20 protein-coding genes and 1 pseudogene are annotated in these 17,053 nt (G+C 68.1%); 9 read left to right on the top strand and 12 right to left on the bottom strand.

The annotated features are described in order from the left end of the window. Window positions 1–64 precede the first annotated feature (64 nt). From ruvC to XM50_RS09265, 3 genes are read right to left on the bottom strand one after another with little or no spacing between them, the layout of a single operon-like run. Window positions 65–571, bottom strand: a complete 507-nt coding sequence (gene ruvC, locus XM50_RS09275) for a crossover junction endodeoxyribonuclease RuvC (RefSeq protein ID WP_046409053.1) — start codon at window positions 569–571, stop codon at window positions 65–67. Between the two features lie 10 nt (window positions 572–581). Next, window positions 582–1,325 carry a YebC/PmpR family DNA-binding transcriptional regulator gene (locus XM50_RS09270; protein ID WP_046409052.1) on the bottom strand — a complete coding sequence of 248 codons (744 nt, stop codon included), beginning with the start codon at window positions 1,323–1,325 and terminating at the stop codon, window positions 582–584. 50 nt (window positions 1,326–1,375) lie between these two features. Continuing rightward, window positions 1,376–1,909, bottom strand: a complete 534-nt coding sequence (locus XM50_RS09265) for a DUF1003 domain-containing protein (RefSeq protein ID WP_046409051.1) — start codon at window positions 1,907–1,909, stop codon at window positions 1,376–1,378. 96 nt (window positions 1,910–2,005) lie between these two features. Here XM50_RS09265 and XM50_RS09260 point away from each other — a divergent pair, with 96 nt between their 5' ends. Continuing rightward, window positions 2,006–3,463 (top strand): ATP-binding protein, encoded by a 1,458-nt coding sequence (locus XM50_RS09260; RefSeq protein WP_046409140.1) that lies wholly within the window; start codon window positions 2,006–2,008, stop codon window positions 3,461–3,463. Between the two features lie 18 nt (window positions 3,464–3,481). On the opposite strand, the gene XM50_RS09255 is transcribed toward XM50_RS09260, so the two are convergent. The 4 genes from XM50_RS09255 to XM50_RS09240 form a co-directional block, all read right to left on the bottom strand. Then, window positions 3,482–3,904, bottom strand: coding sequence for a hypothetical protein (locus tag XM50_RS09255; protein ID WP_046409050.1), 423 nt, complete (start codon window positions 3,902–3,904; stop codon window positions 3,482–3,484). 47 nt (window positions 3,905–3,951) lie between these two features. Continuing rightward, window positions 3,952–4,218 carry a DUF2312 domain-containing protein gene (locus XM50_RS09250; protein ID WP_046409139.1) on the bottom strand — a complete coding sequence of 89 codons (267 nt, stop codon included), beginning with the start codon at window positions 4,216–4,218 and terminating at the stop codon, window positions 3,952–3,954. Between the two features lie 139 nt (window positions 4,219–4,357). Beyond that, window positions 4,358–5,686, bottom strand: coding sequence for a metal-dependent hydrolase family protein (locus XM50_RS09245; RefSeq protein ID WP_046409049.1), 1,329 nt, complete (start codon window positions 5,684–5,686; stop codon window positions 4,358–4,360). Between the two features lie 122 nt (window positions 5,687–5,808). After that, window positions 5,809–6,099 (bottom strand): DUF1244 domain-containing protein, encoded by a 291-nt coding sequence (locus tag XM50_RS09240; RefSeq protein WP_046409048.1) that lies wholly within the window; start codon window positions 6,097–6,099, stop codon window positions 5,809–5,811. 72 nt (window positions 6,100–6,171) lie between these two features. Here XM50_RS09240 and pyk point away from each other — a divergent pair, with 72 nt between their 5' ends. Continuing rightward, window positions 6,172–7,626: a pyruvate kinase gene (pyk, locus tag XM50_RS09235; RefSeq protein ID WP_046409047.1), complete on the top strand. Its 1,455-nt coding sequence runs from the start codon at window positions 6,172–6,174 to the stop codon at window positions 7,624–7,626. A gap of 57 nt (window positions 7,627–7,683) precedes the next feature. On the opposite strand, the gene XM50_RS09230 is transcribed toward pyk, so the two are convergent. Together XM50_RS09230 and ykgO are read right to left on the bottom strand one after the other, a co-directional pair. Then, window positions 7,684–8,295: an HAD family hydrolase gene (locus XM50_RS09230; RefSeq protein ID WP_046409046.1), complete on the bottom strand. Its 612-nt coding sequence runs from the start codon at window positions 8,293–8,295 to the stop codon at window positions 7,684–7,686. A 5-nt stretch (window positions 8,296–8,300) separates the two neighbouring features. Continuing rightward, a complete protein-coding gene (ykgO, locus tag XM50_RS09225) occupies window positions 8,301–8,426 on the bottom strand; it encodes a type B 50S ribosomal protein L36 (RefSeq protein ID WP_003046794.1) in 126 nt (41 codons plus the stop codon). Window positions 8,427–8,558: 132 nt separating this feature from the next. Between ykgO and XM50_RS09220 the strand changes: the two genes are divergently transcribed. The 4 genes from XM50_RS09220 (at window position 8,559) to XM50_RS09205 (ending at window position 11,760) form a co-directional block, all read left to right on the top strand. Next, window positions 8,559–9,158 carry a DUF4136 domain-containing protein gene (locus tag XM50_RS09220; protein ID WP_046409045.1) on the top strand — a complete coding sequence of 200 codons (600 nt, stop codon included), beginning with the start codon at window positions 8,559–8,561 and terminating at the stop codon, window positions 9,156–9,158. Next, window positions 9,155–10,264, top strand: coding sequence for a M14 family metallopeptidase (locus tag XM50_RS09215; protein ID WP_046409044.1), 1,110 nt, complete (start codon window positions 9,155–9,157; stop codon window positions 10,262–10,264). The genes XM50_RS09220 and XM50_RS09215 overlap by 4 nt, the downstream gene beginning before the upstream one ends. Next, window positions 10,261–10,719 carry a GNAT family N-acetyltransferase gene (locus tag XM50_RS09210; protein ID WP_052742518.1) on the top strand — a complete coding sequence of 153 codons (459 nt, stop codon included), beginning with the start codon at window positions 10,261–10,263 and terminating at the stop codon, window positions 10,717–10,719. Before XM50_RS09215 ends, XM50_RS09210 begins: the two co-directional genes overlap by 4 nt. A gap of 141 nt (window positions 10,720–10,860) precedes the next feature. Next, window positions 10,861–11,760 (top strand): MipA/OmpV family protein, encoded by a 900-nt coding sequence (locus XM50_RS09205; RefSeq protein WP_046409042.1) that lies wholly within the window; start codon window positions 10,861–10,863, stop codon window positions 11,758–11,760. A 40-nt stretch (window positions 11,761–11,800) separates the two neighbouring features. Here XM50_RS09205 and XM50_RS09200 read toward each other — a convergent pair whose 3' ends face one another. Next, window positions 11,801–12,574 carry a hypothetical protein gene (locus tag XM50_RS09200; protein WP_046409041.1) on the bottom strand — a complete coding sequence of 258 codons (774 nt, stop codon included), beginning with the start codon at window positions 12,572–12,574 and terminating at the stop codon, window positions 11,801–11,803. A gap of 130 nt (window positions 12,575–12,704) precedes the next feature. Here XM50_RS09200 and XM50_RS09195 point away from each other — a divergent pair, with 130 nt between their 5' ends. From XM50_RS09195 to XM50_RS20980, 3 genes and pseudogenes are all read left to right on the top strand, one after another. Then, on the top strand, window positions 12,705–13,598 hold the full coding sequence (locus tag XM50_RS09195) for a dienelactone hydrolase family protein (RefSeq protein ID WP_046409040.1): 894 nt from the start codon (window positions 12,705–12,707) through the stop codon (window positions 13,596–13,598). Between the two features lie 30 nt (window positions 13,599–13,628). After that, window positions 13,629–14,257: pseudogene (locus XM50_RS09190) on the top strand (glutathione S-transferase family protein). 39 nt (window positions 14,258–14,296) lie between these two features. Then, window positions 14,297–15,103 carry an energy transducer TonB gene (locus XM50_RS20980; protein WP_046409039.1) on the top strand — a complete coding sequence of 269 codons (807 nt, stop codon included), beginning with the start codon at window positions 14,297–14,299 and terminating at the stop codon, window positions 15,101–15,103. A gap of 36 nt (window positions 15,104–15,139) precedes the next feature. Here XM50_RS20980 and XM50_RS09180 read toward each other — a convergent pair whose 3' ends face one another. Together XM50_RS09180 and XM50_RS09175 are read right to left on the bottom strand one after the other, a co-directional pair. Then, a complete protein-coding gene (locus XM50_RS09180; protein ID WP_197075484.1) occupies window positions 15,140–15,574 on the bottom strand; it encodes an NUDIX domain-containing protein in 435 nt (144 codons plus the stop codon). A gap of 39 nt (window positions 15,575–15,613) precedes the next feature. Next, the gene (locus tag XM50_RS09175) at window positions 15,614–16,999 is read right to left on the bottom strand and encodes a DEAD/DEAH box helicase (protein WP_046409037.1); all 1,386 of its coding nucleotides are present in this window, start codon (window positions 16,997–16,999) and stop codon (window positions 15,614–15,616) included. Window positions 17,000–17,053: the final 54 nt, after the last annotated feature.

The following is a 17,053-nucleotide window of genomic DNA, read 5'->3' as shown; positions in this document are numbered from 1 at the left end:
GTTGCCCGAACCGTAGCGCCTCGACGACGACGGGCCAACTCCCGGCGCTCGCAATGCGAAGGTGTCAGCCGCCGGTTTGCAGTCGCCGCATCATCCCCGCCGCGCTCGCGCGGTGGTGCGCATGGCAGATCGCCACCGCCAGCGCGTCGGCGGCATCCGGCCCGGCCACTTTCGCACCGGGCAGCAACACCCCTATCATCGCCTGGATCTGGCGCTTTTCCGCGCCGCCGGTGCCGACCACCGCCTTTTTGACCGTAGACGGGTGATATTCACCGATGTCGAGCCCCGCGCCGGCGGCGGCAAGCAGCACCACGCCGCGCGCCTGCCCCAGCTTCAGCGTCGATTGCGCATTGGTGTTGCCCAGCACCTCTTCCGCCGCCGCGCTGTCGGGCCGCTCGGCGCGGATGACGTCGATCAGCGCGGCATAGAGGTTCGCCAGCCGGCGCGGCAGCGGCATGGAGGGGTCGGTGCGGATCTGCCCGTTGGCAACGTGCCGCAGCCGGTTCCCTTCCGCCGCGATCACCCCCCAGCCGGTGGTGCCGAGGCCGGGGTCGAGGCCGAGGATGATCATCGCCGGGCCATCAGCCCAGCTTCGCCATCACCTCGTCGGACACTTCGTAATTGCCCCACACCTGCTGGACGTCGTCATCATCGTCGAGCGCGTCGATCAGCTTGAACAGCGTCGCCGCGTCATTCTCGTCCACCGACACCATCGTTTGCGGCCGCCACGCGAGCTTCGCGCTCTCCGCTTCACCCAGCACCGGCTCGAGCGCCTTGACGACTTCGTGAAGGTCGCCCTGCGCGGTCCAGATCTCGTGGCCGTCCTCGCTCGACGTCACGTCCTCCGCGCCCGCTTCCAGCGCGGCCTCGAACACCTTGTCCGCGTCGCCCGCGCTTGCCGGATAGTTGATCAGGCCCATGCGGTCGAAACCATGGCTGACGGAGCCCGACGCGCCAAGGTTGCCGCCGTTCTTGCTCACCGCGGTGCGTACGTTGGTGGCGGTGCGGTTGCGGTTGTCGCTCAGTGCCTCGATGATCAGGCTGACGCCGCCGGGACCGAAGCCCTCGTAGCGGATTTCCTCGTAATTCTCGGCGTCGCTGCGGCTCGCCTTGTCGATCGCGCGCTGGATATTGTCCTTCGGCATCGACTGCGCCTTGGCGGCATTCACTGCTGCGCGCAGGCGTGGATTCATGTCCGGATCAGGCAATCCCATCTTTGCCGCGACGGTGATTTCGCGGGAAAGCTTCGAGAACATGCCCGAACGCTTCTTATCCTGTGCACCCTTGCGGTGCATGATGTTCTTGAACTTGGAATGACCTGCCATGTGCGCGCCTCTAGCGAAGGTTGGGCGCCCTGCTCAAGTCGCTGCGCTCATCAGGAGGCGCGTTTTTCCAGGAACAGCGCCTCGATCCGTTCCAGCCGCACGATCACATCCTGATCCATCTTGCGGTGGAGCCGCAGAATTTCGAGCTCCGCGCGCAGGTTCGTCTCATAATCCAGCGCCGCGGTCAGCCGGTCCTTCGCCGCCTGCCGGTTCTGGCTCATCATGATGATCGGCGCCTGCACCGCCGCGAGCGTCGACAGCATCAGATTGAGGAAGATGTAGGGATAGGGATCGAACACCAGCCCCATCCGCCCCAGCACATTGCTGTTGAGCACCGTCCAGCCAAGCAGGACGGCGGTGAAGGCGCCGATAAACGCCCAGGATCCGCCGATCTCGGCGACCCGGTCGGCCAGCCGCTCGCCAAATGTCGCCTGCTCCTCGGCCACGTCGGATGCATCGCGTACGCCGATGGTGCCAGACGCGATCGCTGCCAGGACTCGCTGCTCTTCCTCGTCCAGCGCCTCCACCGGCTTGCCCAGCAGATGGTGGGCCAGTTCCTCGATATCCGCTCGATGCCCGTGCATGATCTGCTCCCGGCTAGCTGCCCGGCGAACCTCCACGATATCCGCAATGCACGCAAACCCTTGCCCCCCGGGGCCGGTTTCGGCCAAACGCATCGCATGACGATAGCGGTGGACATGGGCGCCGATGCCTCGGGCGCGCCGGTCCTGATCGACCTAGAGGAATTGCTGGCCACCCGATTGCTTGTTCAGGGCAATTCCGGGTCCGGAAAGTCGCACCTGCTGCGCCGCCTGCTGGAGCGGTCGGCCGGGCAGGTGCAGCAGGTGGTGATCGACCCGGAGGGCGATTTCGTGACGCTTGGCCCCGCTTATGGCCATGTCGTGATCGAGGCGGCGGACTATGCCGAGCGGGAGATTGCGCGAATCGCCGGGCGCCTGCGCGAACATCGCGCCTCAGTGGTGCTCAGCCTTGAGGGGCTGGAGGCGGAGGGGCAGATGCGCTGCGCCGCCACGTTCCTGTCGGCGATGTTCGATGCCCCGCGCGAACATTGGTACCCCGCGCTGGTCGTGGTGGACGAGGCGCAGCTGTTCGCACCTACCACCGGCGGCGAAGTGGCGGAGGAGGTGCGCCGCGCGTCACTCTCGGCGATGACCAACCTCATGTGCCGCGGCCGAAAGCGCGGCCTTGCCGGGGTTATCGCGACCCAGCGACTCGCAAAGCTGGCCAAGAACGTCGCGGCCGAAGCGTCGAACTTCCTGATGGGCCGCACCTTCCTCGATATCGACATGGCGCGCGCAGCCGACCTGCTGGGCATGGAGCGCCGCCAGGCCGAATCGATCCGCGATCTTCCGCGCGGCACGTTCCTCGCGCTCGGCCCCGCGGTCTGCCGCCGTCCCAAGACGGTGAAGATCGGCGCGGTGGAAACCAGCGCGCGCAGCGGCAGTCCGAAGCTGACACCGCTCCCCTCCGCCCCGCCGGCGGACCTTCAGGAGCTGATCTTCGCCGAACCCGAGCCGGAGGCGGCGCCCCAGCTGCCGATGGCGTTCGAGGCCCGCCCGCGCCGCGTGCCGGCGGAGGAGATCATCGCCGACATGGCGCGCCCCGCCCCGCTGCCGCCCGAGCCGGAGCGCAGCGAGGAGGAAGTCGCGGCGATCATCGCCGATGTGCTGCGCGCGATCGTCGAGGATGCCGATGCCGCGGGCCGCCCGGCGTCGGTCTTGTTCCAGGATTTCCAGGTCCGCTGCCGGATGCAGGGCCTGTCGCGATCGGGCATCGACCTGGGCGATTTCTCCCGTCGCCTGTCGTGCGCGCGCGCCGGCATCTTCGACATCGCCGATCCCGAATGGGCGGAGGTGATCGCGCTCGCCGGCACGCTGCAGGACGAGATGGTCGGACCATTCCTGCTTGTCGCCAAGGCGGCGCGTGAGGGCGCGCCCTGCCCCAGCGATGCCGCCTTGGCGGAGACGTACGGCACATCATCGCTCGGCCGCGTGCGGCGGCTGATGGGCTATATCGAAAGCCGCGACCTCATCGTCACCCGCACCGATCTGTCGGGCAAGCGATCGATCACGATCGCGCGGCTCGGCTGGACGACGGCGCCGGCGGAGGCTGCCTAGCCTTCGTTCGGGGGGCGGTCAGCGTTCCTCGCAGCGGATGCGGTTCTTGGCCATGCTGACTTCGGCCTGCTCGCCAGGCGCCGCGTCGGTGGTGGCGGCATGCTCGCCCACCGTCATCTCGAATCTCGACGGGCCGCTGATCCTGCAGGCCACTCGCCCCGCGCTCAGCTTGCACGCATCGGCGAAGCGCGCAGGGTCGCCGATTGCAGCGGGGTCGTCGGGCGGGCTCAGCTGCATGCCGACCATCGTCGACCCGCCGAACAGCGCCACGCCCAAGCCCTTCAGCGCACGCGCCTCATAGGCGGGCTTGCCGTTCGGCTGGCTGGCCAGCTTCATCCCATGCTGCGCCGCCATGCGGGCGCAAAAGCCCGCCGCAGGGTCAACGGCCGGTGCCGCTGCGGCAGGCAGCAGAAGCGACAGGACAAGAATGATGGTCTTCATGCCGGCCGCCTCAGCCCAATCTTTGTGACGTTCACGAGCCGGGCGGCTCAGAGCATGCCGAGCGCCTGCATGTACGTCTCGAGGATCATTTCCTCTTCCTGATATTCCTCGCGCTTCTTCTTGCGGATCGACATGATCTTCTTGATCGCCTTGGGGTTGTATCCGCGGCTCTTCGCCTCGGCGAACACGTCCTTGATGTCGTCGGCGATGCCCTTTTTCTCTTCTTCGAGCCGCTCGGCGCGCTCGATCAGCAGGCGCAGCTCGTCCGCCGCCACCTGACCGCCGCCCATGCCCTCGCCGCGTTCTTCAGCCATCTTGAAAACCCCATAAGTGAAGCACCGCCGCTTCACGCGCGAATCGCGGGTGGGGCGGCGGCGCAATTGCCGGACTATCGGTTGCGGCGGCGGCTCCTATGGGATGCCGCCGCCCCAATCAAATCGAAATCGGCGAACTTCAGTCGGCGAGCGGCTTGGCGACTGCCCCCTTGCGCATGACGAAGCGGACACGCTCCAGCTGGCGCACGTCGGACAGCGGCGATGCGTCGACGGCGATGATATCGGCCTGCTTGCCCGGCTCGATCGTGCCGATCACATTGCCCTGACCCAGCACTTCGGCGGCCGTGACGGTCGCGCTGCGGATCGCGTCGGCGGGGGTCATGCCGACCTTTTCCACCAGCAGCGCGAATTCCTGCGCATTGTCGCCATGTTTGGAGACGCCGCTGTCGGTGCCGAAGGCGAACTTCACGCCTGCCTTGTACGCCCGGCGGTGGCTTTCCTGCATCGCAGCGGCAGCGGCCTCGGCCTTGGGGATGGTCGCGGGCGGCAGTGCACCGGCACGCGCCTGCGCCACGGCAGCAACCGGGGCGATCTCGGTCGGAACCAGATAAGCGCCCGCCTTCTTGAACGCGGCGATCGCCTCGTCGTCGATGAAGCTGCCGTGCTCGATCGAATCGACGCCCGCCGCCAGCGCCGCCTTGGTACCCTCGGCGGCATGGCTGTGCGCCGCCACCTTGCGGCCCAGATTGTGCGCGGTGTCGACGATCGCCTTCATTTCCTCCGGCGTGAAGGCGCGGCCAAGCCCGCCCGACACGTTGGAGAGGACGCCGCCGGTCGCGGTGATCTTGATCACCTGCGCGCCGAGCCCGATCTGCCGCCGCGTCGCGCGTACGCAATCCGACGGCCCGTCACAGGTATTCTCAACCGTCTCTTTCACCGCATGGGCGAACGGTTCGGCCAGCCCATTGAGCGGATCGCCATGCCCGCCGGTGACCGAGATCGCGGTACCCGCATTGACGATCGTCGGGCCGACCACGTCGCCGCGATCCACCGCATCGCGCAGCGCACGGATGCTGCGCGGCTCGCCGCCCAGGTCGCGTACAGTGGTGAAGCCGGCGTTCAGCGTCGCCTTGGCGTTACCCGCGCCATACAGCACGTCGTCGGCGCCTTCGGTGTTGAGCGCGGTCAGGCGTGCGCGCATCGGATCGCCGCCGATGCCGATCAGGTGGACGTGAAGGTCGATCAGGCCCGGCAGCACGAACTTGTCATTGAGCGCGACCAGCTTCGCGCCGCCCTCCGGCGGGACGAAGCCGTCACGCACCTCGACGATCTTGCCGTCGCGCACGATGATCGTGCTGTTGCCGCGCGGCGCCTGGCCCGGCCGGTCGAGCAATGCGCCGGCGTGGATATAGGTCACCGCCGGGGCGGCCGCGGGTGCTGGCGCGGTCTGCGCCATGGCCGGCATGCTGACGGCCGTCAGCAACACGGCCGCGATCATCTTCTTCATCGTTCCCCTACCCCCTTCTGGCCGCGGTTCTGTCCGCGGCAATGTCTGACGGAGGCGGCGGTAGAAGAAACAACCCGTGCCCGGCAAGCGCGCACGGGAAGGAAAGTTGCGCGAAACCGCCGTCAGGCGTTCTTTGCGACGCTTTCTTCCATCCGGCGCAATTGCTCCGGTGAGGCTTCCTGCTGATGCTCGGACTTCCACTGCGCATAGGGCATGCCGTAGATTGCGGTGCGCGCTTCCTCCTTCGGCAGCCCGCCCGCCTCGCCCACCCAGTCGGACAGGCAGTTGCGGCAGAAACCGGCCAGCCCCATCAGGTCGACATTCTGCGCATCGCTCCGGTGCCGCAGATGGCGTACCAGCCGGCGGAATGCGGCAGCGGCGGCGGCATCGTCGATCGCGTCGATCGGGTCCATTGTCTTCTCCACAGTTGATCGCGACGAGATAAGGGCTAGGGCATCGCGCGGCAAAGCGGAGTAACCGTTTACATGACACGATCGATCATTCGTCGCAGCCGGCAGGTCCGCGTGCTCGCGACGCTCGGCCCGGCGAGCAACACGCCCGACATGATTGCGAAGCTGTTCCTCGCGGGTGCCGACGCCTTTCGCGTCAACATGAGCCACGGGGACCAGGCGTCCAAGGTGGAGGTGATCCAGGCGATCCGCGCGCTGGAGAAACGCTATGGCCGCCCCACGACGATCCTTGCCGACCTGCAGGGCCCCAAGCTGCGCGTCGGCCGCTTCGCCGCCGGCCGTGTCGAACTGGCGCATGGCGCCACCTTCGTGCTCGACCGCGATCCCACGCCGGGCGACGCGTCCCGCGTCGAACTGCCGCACCGGGAAATCTTTGCCGCCGTCGAACCGGGCGCGCGCCTGCTCCTCGATGACGGAAAGCTTGTCCTGCGTGTCATCGATCACGAGCCGGACCGGATCATCACCAATGTCGAGGTCGGCGGCACGCTCAGCAACAACAAGGGGCTGAATGTACCCGACGTGGTGCTGCCGATGGCGGCGCTGACCGACAAGGACCGATCCGACCTCGCCTTCGCGATCGACCAGCACGTCGACTGGATCGCGCTGTCGTTCGTGCAGCGACCGGAGGATCTGGCCGAGGCGCGCAAGCTGATCGGCGGCAAGGCCGCGCTGATGGCCAAGATCGAAAAGCCCGCCGCGATCGAGCGGCTGGAGGAGATTGTCGAGCTGTGCGACGGCGTGATGGTCGCGCGCGGTGACCTCGGCGTCGAACTGCCGCCCCAGGCCGTTCCGCCGCTTCAGAAGCGAATCGTCGAGACCGCCCGCCGGCTCGGTCGCCCGGTGGTGGTCGCGACGCAGATGCTGGAATCGATGATCAAGTCGCCCTCCCCGACCCGCGCCGAGGTCTCGGACGTCGCAACCGCGGTGTACGACGGCGCGGATGCGATCATGCTGTCGGCGGAAAGCGCCGCGGGTGACTGGCCGGTCGAATCGGTGGCGATGATGGATGCCATCGGCACGTCCGTCGAACGCGATCCCATGCATGGCGATCGGGTGCGCTTCACCGAAACCCGCCCCGATCCGACCACTGCGGACGCCCTGGCGGAAGCGGCCAAGAACATCGCCACCACGGTGTCGGCAAAGGCGATCATCTGCTTCACCACCTCCGGCTCCACCGCCCGCCGCGTGGCGCGAGAGCGGCCGTCGATCCCGCTGCTGGTGCTGACTCCGCAGATGGAAACCGCGCGTCGCCTGGGCATGTTGTGGGGCGCCCATGCCGTCCACACGCGCGACGTCGATTCGTTCGAGGAGATGGTGGCCAAGTCGAAGCGGATGGCATTGCGCCACGGCCTTGCTGCCGCGGGCGACCGGGTCATCATCATGGCCGGCGTTCCGTTCCGCACACCGGGCGCCACCAACGTGCTTCACGTCGTCAGCATCATCGGCGACGAACTGCACAGCCACAAATGACCGGAGCCGGCGCGCAGGCGGCGCGCCGGTTACCAGCACTTGGCGATCGCGGCGTGACTAGGGAAGCAGCCCCTGGCGCGTCAGTTCGGGCAGCAGCGTCGCGGCATCGGTAAACAGCACGGCGTGCATCCCGATGCCCGCCGCGGCATCGACATTGTCCTGTCGGTCGTCAACGAACAGCGCCTCGTCCGGCTTCAGCCCGAACCGATCCAGCGCCAGATGGTAGATCGCCGGGTCCGGCTTCACCAGCTTCTCCGTGCCGGACACGACGATGTCGCGGAACCGGTCGAACATCGCCGCCTCCCGTTCACGGAAGGGCGCGAAGAATTCGTCGCTGAAGTTGGTGATCGCGAACAGCGGCACGCCCGCTTCGTCCAGCGCGGCGACCAGTTCCGGCATGCCGTCGATCGGCCCGGGGATCTGCTCCGAAAAGCGCGGTCCCCATTGCGCGATCAGATCGGCATGATCCGGGAATTGCGCGCACAGCTCCGCAGACGTCTCGGCAAACGGGCGGCCGGCGTCATGCTGGAAATGCCACTCCTTGGAGCAGACATCACGCAGAAATACGTCCAGCGCCTCATCATCGGTGATGAGGCGCCGGTAGAGGACCTTGGGGTCCCAATCGTACAGGACGTTGCCGATGTCGAAGACAACGGCAATCGGCCGCATTCGAATCAGCCCTGGCGGGCCTTGAAGCGGCGATTCGTCTTGTTGATGACATAGGTCCGGCCGCGACGACGGATGACGCGGTTGTCGCGGTGGCGGTCCTTGAGCGACTTCAGGCTGTTGCGGATCTTCATGGCGGATTCGCTTCTATAAATGGGCGTGTCTGGAAAGCGTGGCCGCCTAGTGCCTGGCCCCTTGCAAGTCAAGCCGGAGCCGGGGATCACGCGATGCGTTGTAGCAGCGTAACGACAGTGGGGAGAACGCAAATGCGCAAGATCATGATCGCCGCGGGGCTCGCCGCGGCCCTCTCCGGCTGTGCCACCGGGCCGACTCGCTTTCCGGTCCAGGCCACGCGCTATCATTTCGACGCCATGACCGATCGCGGCACGATCGCGGTCGAGCCGCTGACCGGCAGCGGCACCGCCAGCATCGAGTACAAGACCTATGCCGCCGCGGTGCAGACCGAATTGCTGCGCCTCGGCTTCACCGCCCCGCCCCCCGGCCAGACGCCGCAATTCCTTGCCACGGTGTCGTTCAGCCGCGCTCCGGGCATGCTGCCCCCGCGCCGCTCGCCGGTCTCGATCGGGCTGGGGGGCGGCGGCATCAGCGGCGGGCGCGGCGGCGGCGTCGGCCTTGGCGGCGGGGTCAGCTTCCCGGTCGGCGGCAGCGGCGCGCGCGAAGGCGTGGTGACCGAATTGTCGGTACGTATCCGCCGCGGCCCCGATGCCGTGTGGGAGGGGCAGGCCCAGTCGCTGACCGACCTCGCCTCCCCTGATGCCGACACCCCGGCGATTGCCGCCCGGCTGGCCCGCGCGCTCTTCTCCGGCTTTCCCGGCGACAGCGGGCGCACTATCGAGGTGCCATGACCCTCAGCATCAACGCCGCCTTCGACAGCGGCAACATTCGTCTCGTCGGGATTCAAGGCGATCGTGTCGATCTGGAGATCGTCCGCGACGCCGAGTCCGATTTCTACCAGTGGTTCTATTTCCGCGTCGCCGGAGCGGCCGGGCGCCGCCTGACGTTCCGCATCCTGAACGCGGGCGGCTCCGCCTATCCGTTCGGCTGGCCCGGTTACCGCGCGCGCGCCTCGACCGATCGGCAGGCGTGGCGCACGGTCGACACGCGCTATGCCGATGGCGTGCTTGAATTCGACTGGACCGGCGACGCGCAGGTCGTCTGGTTCGCGTATTTCGCGCCCTACACGATGGAACGGCACGCCGATCTGGTCGCGCGCATCGCCGCGCGGCCCGGCGTCACCCATCGCGAGCTGGGCGTCACGCTGGACGGCCAGGCAATCGACTATTTCCGCCTCGGCACCGGCAAGACGCAGGTCTGGCTCTATGCCCGCCAGCATCCCGGCGAAACGATGGCCGAATATTGGATGGACGGCGCGCTCGACTGGCTGACCAGCCCGGCGGCGGCGCGGCTGCTGTCGGCTGCGACGGTGCATGTCGTGCCCAACATGAACCCGGACGGCACGCGCCGCGGCCATCTGCGCACCAATGCAGCCGGGGTGAACCTCAACCGCGAATGGCACACCCCGACGCTGGAGCGCAGCCCGGAGGTCTATCACGTCCTCGCCGCGATGGACGAAACGGGCGTCGATTTCGCGATGGACGTGCACGGCGACGAAGCGATCGCCGCCAATTTCATCGCCGGGTTCGAAGGCATCCCGTCGCTCAAGCCCGAACAGGGTGATGCCTTCGTCGAATTCGGCCGGCGCCTGGCGGCGCACACGCCCGATTTCCAGACCGAGCTTGGCTATGAGCGCGCCCAGCCCGGCCGCGCCAATCTCTCGATGTCCACCAACCAGCTCGCCGAGCGGTTCGGCGCGGTCAGCATCACGCTGGAAATGCCCTTCAAGGATCACGACGCCAACCCCGATCCCGAGTTCGCCTGGTCGCCCGAGCGGTCGGCACGCCTCGGCGTGGCGTGCCTCGAGGTGCTGGACGAAATGATCGCCGGGCGATGATGGAGTTGCGCGAGGGCGGGCTGGACGATCCGCGCGTCCTCGCGCTGGTGGCGCATCATCAGGCGGAGGCGCACGCCTCGACGCCGTCGGAAAACGCCCATGCGATGAATGTCGACGGCCTGCGTCATCCCGACATCAGCTTCTGGGGATTGTGGGAGGGCGAGGATCTGCTCGGCATTGCCGCCCTGCGCGCGCTGGCCAGCGATCATGGCGAGATCAAGTCGATGCGGACCGCGCCGGTCCACCTGCGTCGCGGCGTTGCGCGCACGCTGCTGACGCACCTGATCACGCTCGCCCGCACCCGTGGGTACACACGCGTCAGCCTGGAAACCGGCACCGCGCCGATGTTCGACGCCGCCAACCGCCTGTACGAGGCCGCCGGCTTTACCGATGGCCCGCCCTTCGGCGGCTATCCCGAAAGCCCGCACAACCGCTTCATGACCCTGTCGCTATAGCCATGCTGCCGCCTGACCCGGCCCGGCGGTGGATAAGCCATTGTCTTTGCATCGCGATCATTTAGTTTGCGCACAACTTACCGAGGCCGTTCGTACCGCCTGCTTACCGGCGCGGGCGCTCGGCCAGCGAGAGGATTGCTGATGCGCTCATTCCCCGCCGCCGCGGCGCTTGCCCTTGGCGCCACCGCCTTTGCTCTTCCCGCGGTCGTTCAGGCCCAGGCGCCGGTGCAGACACCACCCATCGTCGAGGCGCCGCCGCTGAACACGCCGCCGGGCGGCCCACCCCCCGGCCGGCCGCCTGCCCTGCCCGGCGCCGACGGCTGGAGCATAACGATCGGCGTCGCCCCGGTGCTCAGCCCCGTCTGGCAGGGCTCGCGCGACACGGCGCTGTCGCTCTTCCCGGACCTCCGCTTCAACTACAAGGACGTGATCTTCGCCTCGATCCCCGAGGGACTGGGCTGGAATGCGATCAACACCGACGGCTGGCGCGCTGGCCCGCTGGCCAAGATCCGCTTCGGTCGCGACGAGGAACGCGGCGGATCGCCCTTCCTCATCACCGGCGGCAGCGACGCCCTGCTGGGCCTTGGCGACGTGAGCGCGGCGGCCGAAGTCGGCGCCTTTGCCGAAAAGCGCTTCGGTCCGTGGCGCGGCCGGCTGGAGGCACGACGCGGCTTTGGCGGGCACGAAGGCGTGCTCGTCGACGGCTCGATCGCCTATCAGGCACGCCTCGGCCGCACGAGCATCAGCTTCGGCCCGCGCGCGACGGTCGCCAGCGCGGATTACATGCGCACCTATTTCGGGATCGATCCGGCGCAGTCGCAGCGTTCCGGCCTGGCGCCCTATCGGCCGGGTGGCGGGCTCTTGTCGTTCGGCGTCGGCAGCTCGGTCGTCCACCCGCTCGATCGGCGCAGCGTGCTGACGCTGTTCAGCGGCCTTGATCGGCTCGGCGGCGAACCCGGCGATTCCCCCTTGGTGCGCGAGCGCGGGCGGCGGATGCAGTTCACGCTGGGGCTTGGTTACGGCTTCCGCTTCGGCCTGTGATGAGTGGCCTGTGATGAGCCTCCTGTGACGAGGGCCGCGATCAGCGGGCGCGCCGTGCGCCCGCGATCGCCCCGCCGATGATCAGGACGGCGGCCACCACGACACCGCCTGCGACCAGCGAGGATTGCTGCCCGCCAGCGGCAAAGATCGCCGACAGCGCCCACAGGAACACCGCGGCATAGGGCAGGTTGCCGCGCCCGCGCACCAGCGCCGTCGCGCCGATTGCGCCCGCCACCACCACGATGATCGCGCCGATCACCGGCGCCGACTCGCCTGCTTCGACCCCATGGTAGCGCAGCGCGGCGGCGATGTTCACCGTCGTCGCCACCGTCAGCCACGCGGCCAGCGCGCACAGCGGCAGATACGCCAGCCAGCGCTCACCCGTGGTCAGCTGCCGGGCAGAGGACAATGTGCGATAGCAGACCAGGAGACACAAAAGCGTCGCGGCGATGATCACCACCGAAATCGCGCTCAGGCCGAACACCTGCGTATAGGCCGCCCAGAGCGCATTGCCGAGGAACGCGCCCGCCGCCGGCCAGCGCAGCCGCTCGATCAGCGGATTGTTTCGCTGCGCCGGCAGCGCCTGGTAAATAGCGAACAGCGTGGACCCGGTATAGAGCGCGCCCCAGATCGAGAATGCCCAACCCGACGGCGTGATGATCGTTCGGACTGAATCCGATTGCGATCCGATCGGCTGGCCTATGCCGAGCGCCGGCATCACCGGAGTCAGGATCTGCAGCGCGGCGGCGATCAGGACGGCGATCACGGCCGTGTTGACGGTGCTTCCGGCACCGGGATGAGAACGGGTAGCCATGTCGCCGTAACGATCCCGGCCCAAACTCGTTGCACGTCCGATTCGATGACGCCGGCGCGCGCTCGCCTCGACTGCCGCTTCCCGCTAGCCTGCGGCGTCGCGCCTACCGGCGCCGATTCGGGGGAAAGCCATGACCGATCCGTCCCTTCGCGACCGCGCCGTCCAGCTCTACGACGCCTTCACCCATGAGCATCGCGATCGGCGCACCTTGCTGCGCCAGATGACCGCGCTGGCCGGCTCTGCCGTCGCGGCCGAGGCGCTGATTGCCGGCATCGCCGCCTCGCCCGCGGCCGCAACGATCATCGACCCGGCCGATCCGCGGCTGCTGACCGAGATGCGCACGGGGACGCAGGCTGACAAGCCGGCCCGAGCCTATGTCGCCATGCTGAAGGACCCAGCCACCGGAAGGCCTGCCGCGGCGAAGCGCGGCGTGGTTCTGGTGATTCATGAAAATCGCGGGCTCACGCCGCACATCCAGGATGTCACCCGCCGGCTCGCGCTTGACGGCTTCCTCGCCGTCGCGCCCGATCTGCTCGCGCCGCAGGGCGGAACGCCCGCTGATGAGGACAAGGCGCGCGAGATGATCGGCACGGTCGATTATGATCTGGCGCTGGCGCAGGCGCGCGGCTTTGCCGATGAGCTGCGCACCCTGCCGCAATCGACGGGCAAGGTCGGCATGATCGGCTTTTGCTGGGGCGGCGCGTTCGTCAACCGCATGGCGCTGGCCGGGAGGATCGACGCCGGCGTCTCTTACTACGGCCCCGCCCCAGCCCCGGCCGAGGCGGCGCGCGTCACCATCCCGCTGATGTTCCATTATGCGGAAAAGGACACCCGTGTCGCGCAGACCGGCGATCCCTGGGTTGCGGCGCTGAAGGCAGCGGGCAAGCCGGTACAGGCCTTCACCTATCCCGGCGTCGATCACGCCTTCAATAACGACACCTCCGCCGCGCGCTACGACAAGGCGGCGGCCGATCTCGCCTGGCAGCGCAGCACCGCCTTTCTCCACCGCTATCTGGATCGCTGACGCCCGCCAATCTCACGGGGAGCAGACACGATGACCGATGATCTGATCTTCTACACCAATCCCATGTCGCGCGGGCGCATCGCCCGCTGGATGCTGGAGGAGGTCGGCACACCCTATGCGGTGCGGCTGGTCGACTGGGGGGACAAGCCCGCCGATTTCCTCGCCGCCAATCCGATGGGAAAGGTGCCGACGCTCGTTCACCACGGCCGCGTGGTCAGCGAGGCGGCGGCGATCATCGCCTATCTCGCCGACAGCTTCCCCGCCGCCGGCCTTGCCCCCACGGCGGAGGAACGGGCGGATATTACCGCTGGCTATTCTTCGCCGCTGGCCCGCTGGAGGCAGCCAGCACCAATCTCGCCATGGGCGTGGTCCCCACACCGCAGCAGCAGGTCATGCTCGGCTATGGCAGCATCGACCGGGTGGTGAGCGCGCTGCGCACCGCCGTCGGCGCGCATGATTATATCGCCGGCGATCGCTTCACCGCCGCCGATGTCTATGTCGGCAGCCATATCGACTGGGGGCGGCAGACCGGGGCGCTGCCTGATGACCCCGCGTTCACCCGCTACCTCGATCGGGTAATGGCGCGTCCCGCCGCAATCCGCGCGCGGACGCTCGACGATGCGCTCGCGGCACAGATCGCGCCGCACTCCGGCGACTGAGCCAGCAGCCGTTCAGCGATCCCGTGCGTTGTGCCGCGCATGGCCTATGGCACGATCGATCGGCAGCGGCTGACGCGGGAGCGCGTGATTGGCGCGGGCGCCGCGATCATCGTGCAACTCGCGCTCGGCTATGCGCTGATCACTGGCCTTGCCGTGTCATTCCCGACAGCCGTCGAGAACGGGCTGAAGCTGTTCACCGCCGAACCAACGCCGCCGCCACCACCGCCGCCACCTGTGCCACCGCCGCCGCGCCCGACGGTCGCCCCTCCGGAGGGCCGCGCCTCCGCGCCCAACCTGCGCAGCCGCGCCGCGCCCGTCGTCGCCCCGACGCCGATCGTCGTGACACCCCCGCCGCCGCCGCCCGTGGTCGCCGCCCCGCGGCCCTATGTGGCCAATGATTTCATGTCCGGCTCGGCCGACGTGCGTGGCCCTGGCACGGGGGCCGGGGGCAGCGGCGACGGATTTGGCAGCGGCGGGGCGGGCGATGGCGATGGCAGCGGCGGCGGATCGCCGGAAACCGCGCCCCGCTTCCTGCGCGGCCGGATGAGTACGTCCGACCTGCCGGAGGCGCTGTTCGTCTCGGGGTTCAATGGCACAGTCGGGGTGCGCTACCTCGTCACCACCGACGGGCGCGTGCGCGACTGTGTGGTCACCCGGTCCAGCGGCAACGCCACCGTCGATGCGATCACGTGCCGCCTGATCCGCGAGCGCTTCCGCTTCCGCCCCTCGCTCGATGGCGACGGGCGCCCGGTGAACGCCTGGATCGTCGAAAACCATAGCTGGGAGGTGGAGGCGGACACGGTCGAGGAGACGGAGACCATCCGCCGCCGGCGCCTGCGCTGGTAACCGGGAAGTGGTCGGGCCGGTGTTCGCGCGACGCTACTACCAGCGGCCGATGCCATACGCCCCAGCGCGATGCTCGTCGATCCGCCGCCGCGTCGCCGGGGAGGTGCCGTCGGGCAGCGCATCGAGCGCAAACCAGCCTGCCTCCGCAATCTCGCGTCGGTCCGCCGCACGCAGCGCCGCCGGGTCATCCACTACGCAGCGATAGACGACGACATGATCGTCCTTTGCTTCGCCGCGGTTGTGATACACTCCTAGCAGCCCCGCGATCGTGACCGCGCGCAGCCCGACCTCCTCGATCAGCTCGCGTCGGATCGCCGCATCGGCGCTTTCTCCGCGATCGACCCCGCCACCGGGCAGATACCATCCGTCGATATAATGATGGCGGACCAGCGCCACCCGTCCGGCAGGGTCAAGCACCAGCGCGCGAACGCCAAAGGTTCGCGGGCGGACGATCCGTGCGTAAAGTCGCATGGCGCGTCCGGCAGCCCGGTAGCGCCAGGCCACCATCGGTCAGGAGCCGAGCGACACGCTCAGGAAGGCCGGAACCGGGCCGTTCCACCCCGAATCCGATCCGGCATCGCTGTCGATCCGGCTGTCCTGACGCTGCGGCTGCGCCCGGCGGCTGCGCTCGGGCGCGCGCTCCTGCTCGCGCGGGGGCTGCGGCGCGCGGGCGACAGGCGCTTCCGCCTCGCGCTCTGGCACCGGCCGTTCGTCGCGCCGGCGATCGCTGCCCTGGCGCCGCGCACGCGGCGGCCGGCCCTGCTCCTCGGCCTCCACCACGACGGTGCGACGCTGGATCTTCTGGCCGGTAAGCTTCTCGATATTCTCGATATTCTCGGCGTCGTCCGGGCCAACGAGCGTATAGGCGATTCCGGTCGCCCCACCGCGCCCGGTACGCCCGATACGATGGACGTAATCGTCCGGGTGCCAGGGCGCGTCGAAGTTGAAGACGTGGCTGACACCCTTGATGTCCAGCCCGCGGGCCGCGACGTCGGAGGCGACCAGGATATTGATATCGCCGGCCTTGAACCGCTCCAGCTCCGCGATCCGCGCCGGCTGCTCCATGTCGCCATGGATTTCGCCCGCCGCAAAACCGTGCTTCTTCAGGCTCTTGTTCAGCTCCCGCACGGTCGTCTTGCGGTTGCAGAAGATGATCGCCGTGGTCACCGCCTCTTCGCGCAGCAACTGGCGAAGCACCGCCCTTTTCTCGAACGCCGCGCCCTTAACCGGCACCACCCATTGGGTGATGTTGATGTTGGTGCTCGCCGGCCGGGCGACCTCGATCGTCTTGGGATTGCTGAGGAACTTGTCCGCCAGCTTCTTGATCGGCGGCGGCATCGTCGCCGAAAACAGCAACGTCTGGCGCTGCTTGGGCAATTTGGTGCAGATTTCCTCGATATCGGGGATGAACCCCATGTCGAGCATCCGGTCCGCCTCGTCGATCACCAGCATGCTGCAACCGTTGAGCAGGATCTTGCCGCGGCTGAACAGGTCCATCAAACGGCCCGGCGTCGCGATCAGCACGTCGACGCCGCGTTCCAGCGCCTTGACCTGGTCGCCCATCTGCACGCCGCCGATCAGCAGCGCCATCGATAGCTTGTGATACTTGCCGTAGATTTCGAAATTCTCGGCGACCTGCGCGGCCAGCTCGCGCGTCGGCTCCAGGATCAGGCTGCGCGGCATCAGCGCGCGCGCGCGGCCATGTGCCAGAATGTCGATCATCGGCAGCACGAACGACGCGGTCTTGCCGGTGCCGGTCTGCGCGATCCCGATGATGTCGCGCATCATCAACACGCTGGGGATGGCGGACGCCTGGATCGGAGTCGGGTCGGTATAGCCCGTATCGCCGACGGCGCGGAGGAGTTCTTCTGACAAGCCGAGGTCGGCGAAGCTCATGGCAATCCTGAAAAGAAGGCGCGTCGATGCTGCCCTTTTATCGTGCGGGCGAGA

This window comes from Sphingomonas sp. Ag1, assembly GCF_000980895.1.
Taxonomy (GTDB): domain Bacteria; phylum Pseudomonadota; class Alphaproteobacteria; order Sphingomonadales; family Sphingomonadaceae; genus Sphingomonas; species Sphingomonas panaciterrae.
This window is presented reverse-complemented; position numbering and strand designations above follow the sequence as displayed.

What these genes read in the sequence shown, in the direction of transcription:
- ruvC (WP_046409053.1), bottom strand. Translation starts at nt 571, where the DNA reads ATGATCATCCTCGGCCTCGACCCCGGCCTCGGCACCACCGGCTGGGGG.
- XM50_RS09270 (WP_046409052.1), bottom strand. Translation starts at nt 1,325, where the DNA reads ATGGCAGGTCATTCCAAGTTCAAGAACATCATGCACCGCAAGGGTGCA.
- XM50_RS09265 (WP_046409051.1), bottom strand. Translation starts at nt 1,909, where the DNA reads ATGCACGGGCATCGAGCGGATATCGAGGAACTGGCCCACCATCTGCTG.
- XM50_RS09260 (WP_046409140.1), top strand. Translation starts at nt 2,006, where the DNA reads ATGACGATAGCGGTGGACATGGGCGCCGATGCCTCGGGCGCGCCGGTC.
- XM50_RS09255 (WP_046409050.1), bottom strand. Translation starts at nt 3,904, where the DNA reads ATGAAGACCATCATTCTTGTCCTGTCGCTTCTGCTGCCTGCCGCAGCG.
- XM50_RS09250 (WP_046409139.1), bottom strand. Translation starts at nt 4,218, where the DNA reads ATGGCTGAAGAACGCGGCGAGGGCATGGGCGGCGGTCAGGTGGCGGCG.
- XM50_RS09245 (WP_046409049.1), bottom strand. Translation starts at nt 5,686, where the DNA reads ATGAAGAAGATGATCGCGGCCGTGTTGCTGACGGCCGTCAGCATGCCG.
- XM50_RS09240 (WP_046409048.1), bottom strand. Translation starts at nt 6,099, where the DNA reads ATGGACCCGATCGACGCGATCGACGATGCCGCCGCCGCTGCCGCATTC.
- pyk (WP_046409047.1), top strand. Translation starts at nt 6,172, where the DNA reads ATGACACGATCGATCATTCGTCGCAGCCGGCAGGTCCGCGTGCTCGCG.
- XM50_RS09230 (WP_046409046.1), bottom strand. Translation starts at nt 8,295, where the DNA reads ATGCGGCCGATTGCCGTTGTCTTCGACATCGGCAACGTCCTGTACGAT.
- ykgO (WP_003046794.1), bottom strand. Translation starts at nt 8,426, where the DNA reads ATGAAGATCCGCAACAGCCTGAAGTCGCTCAAGGACCGCCACCGCGAC.
- XM50_RS09220 (WP_046409045.1), top strand. Translation starts at nt 8,559, where the DNA reads ATGCGCAAGATCATGATCGCCGCGGGGCTCGCCGCGGCCCTCTCCGGC.
- XM50_RS09215 (WP_046409044.1), top strand. Translation starts at nt 9,155, where the DNA reads ATGACCCTCAGCATCAACGCCGCCTTCGACAGCGGCAACATTCGTCTC.
- XM50_RS09210 (WP_052742518.1), top strand. Translation starts at nt 10,261, where the DNA reads ATGATGGAGTTGCGCGAGGGCGGGCTGGACGATCCGCGCGTCCTCGCG.
- XM50_RS09205 (WP_046409042.1), top strand. Translation starts at nt 10,861, where the DNA reads ATGCGCTCATTCCCCGCCGCCGCGGCGCTTGCCCTTGGCGCCACCGCC.
- XM50_RS09200 (WP_046409041.1), bottom strand. Translation starts at nt 12,574, where the DNA reads ATGGCTACCCGTTCTCATCCCGGTGCCGGAAGCACCGTCAACACGGCC.
- XM50_RS09195 (WP_046409040.1), top strand. Translation starts at nt 12,705, where the DNA reads ATGACCGATCCGTCCCTTCGCGACCGCGCCGTCCAGCTCTACGACGCC.
- XM50_RS20980 (WP_046409039.1), top strand. Translation starts at nt 14,297, where the DNA reads ATGGCCTATGGCACGATCGATCGGCAGCGGCTGACGCGGGAGCGCGTG.
- XM50_RS09180 (WP_197075484.1), bottom strand. Translation starts at nt 15,574, where the DNA reads ATGCGACTTTACGCACGGATCGTCCGCCCGCGAACCTTTGGCGTTCGC.
- XM50_RS09175 (WP_046409037.1), bottom strand. Translation starts at nt 16,999, where the DNA reads ATGAGCTTCGCCGACCTCGGCTTGTCAGAAGAACTCCTCCGCGCCGTC.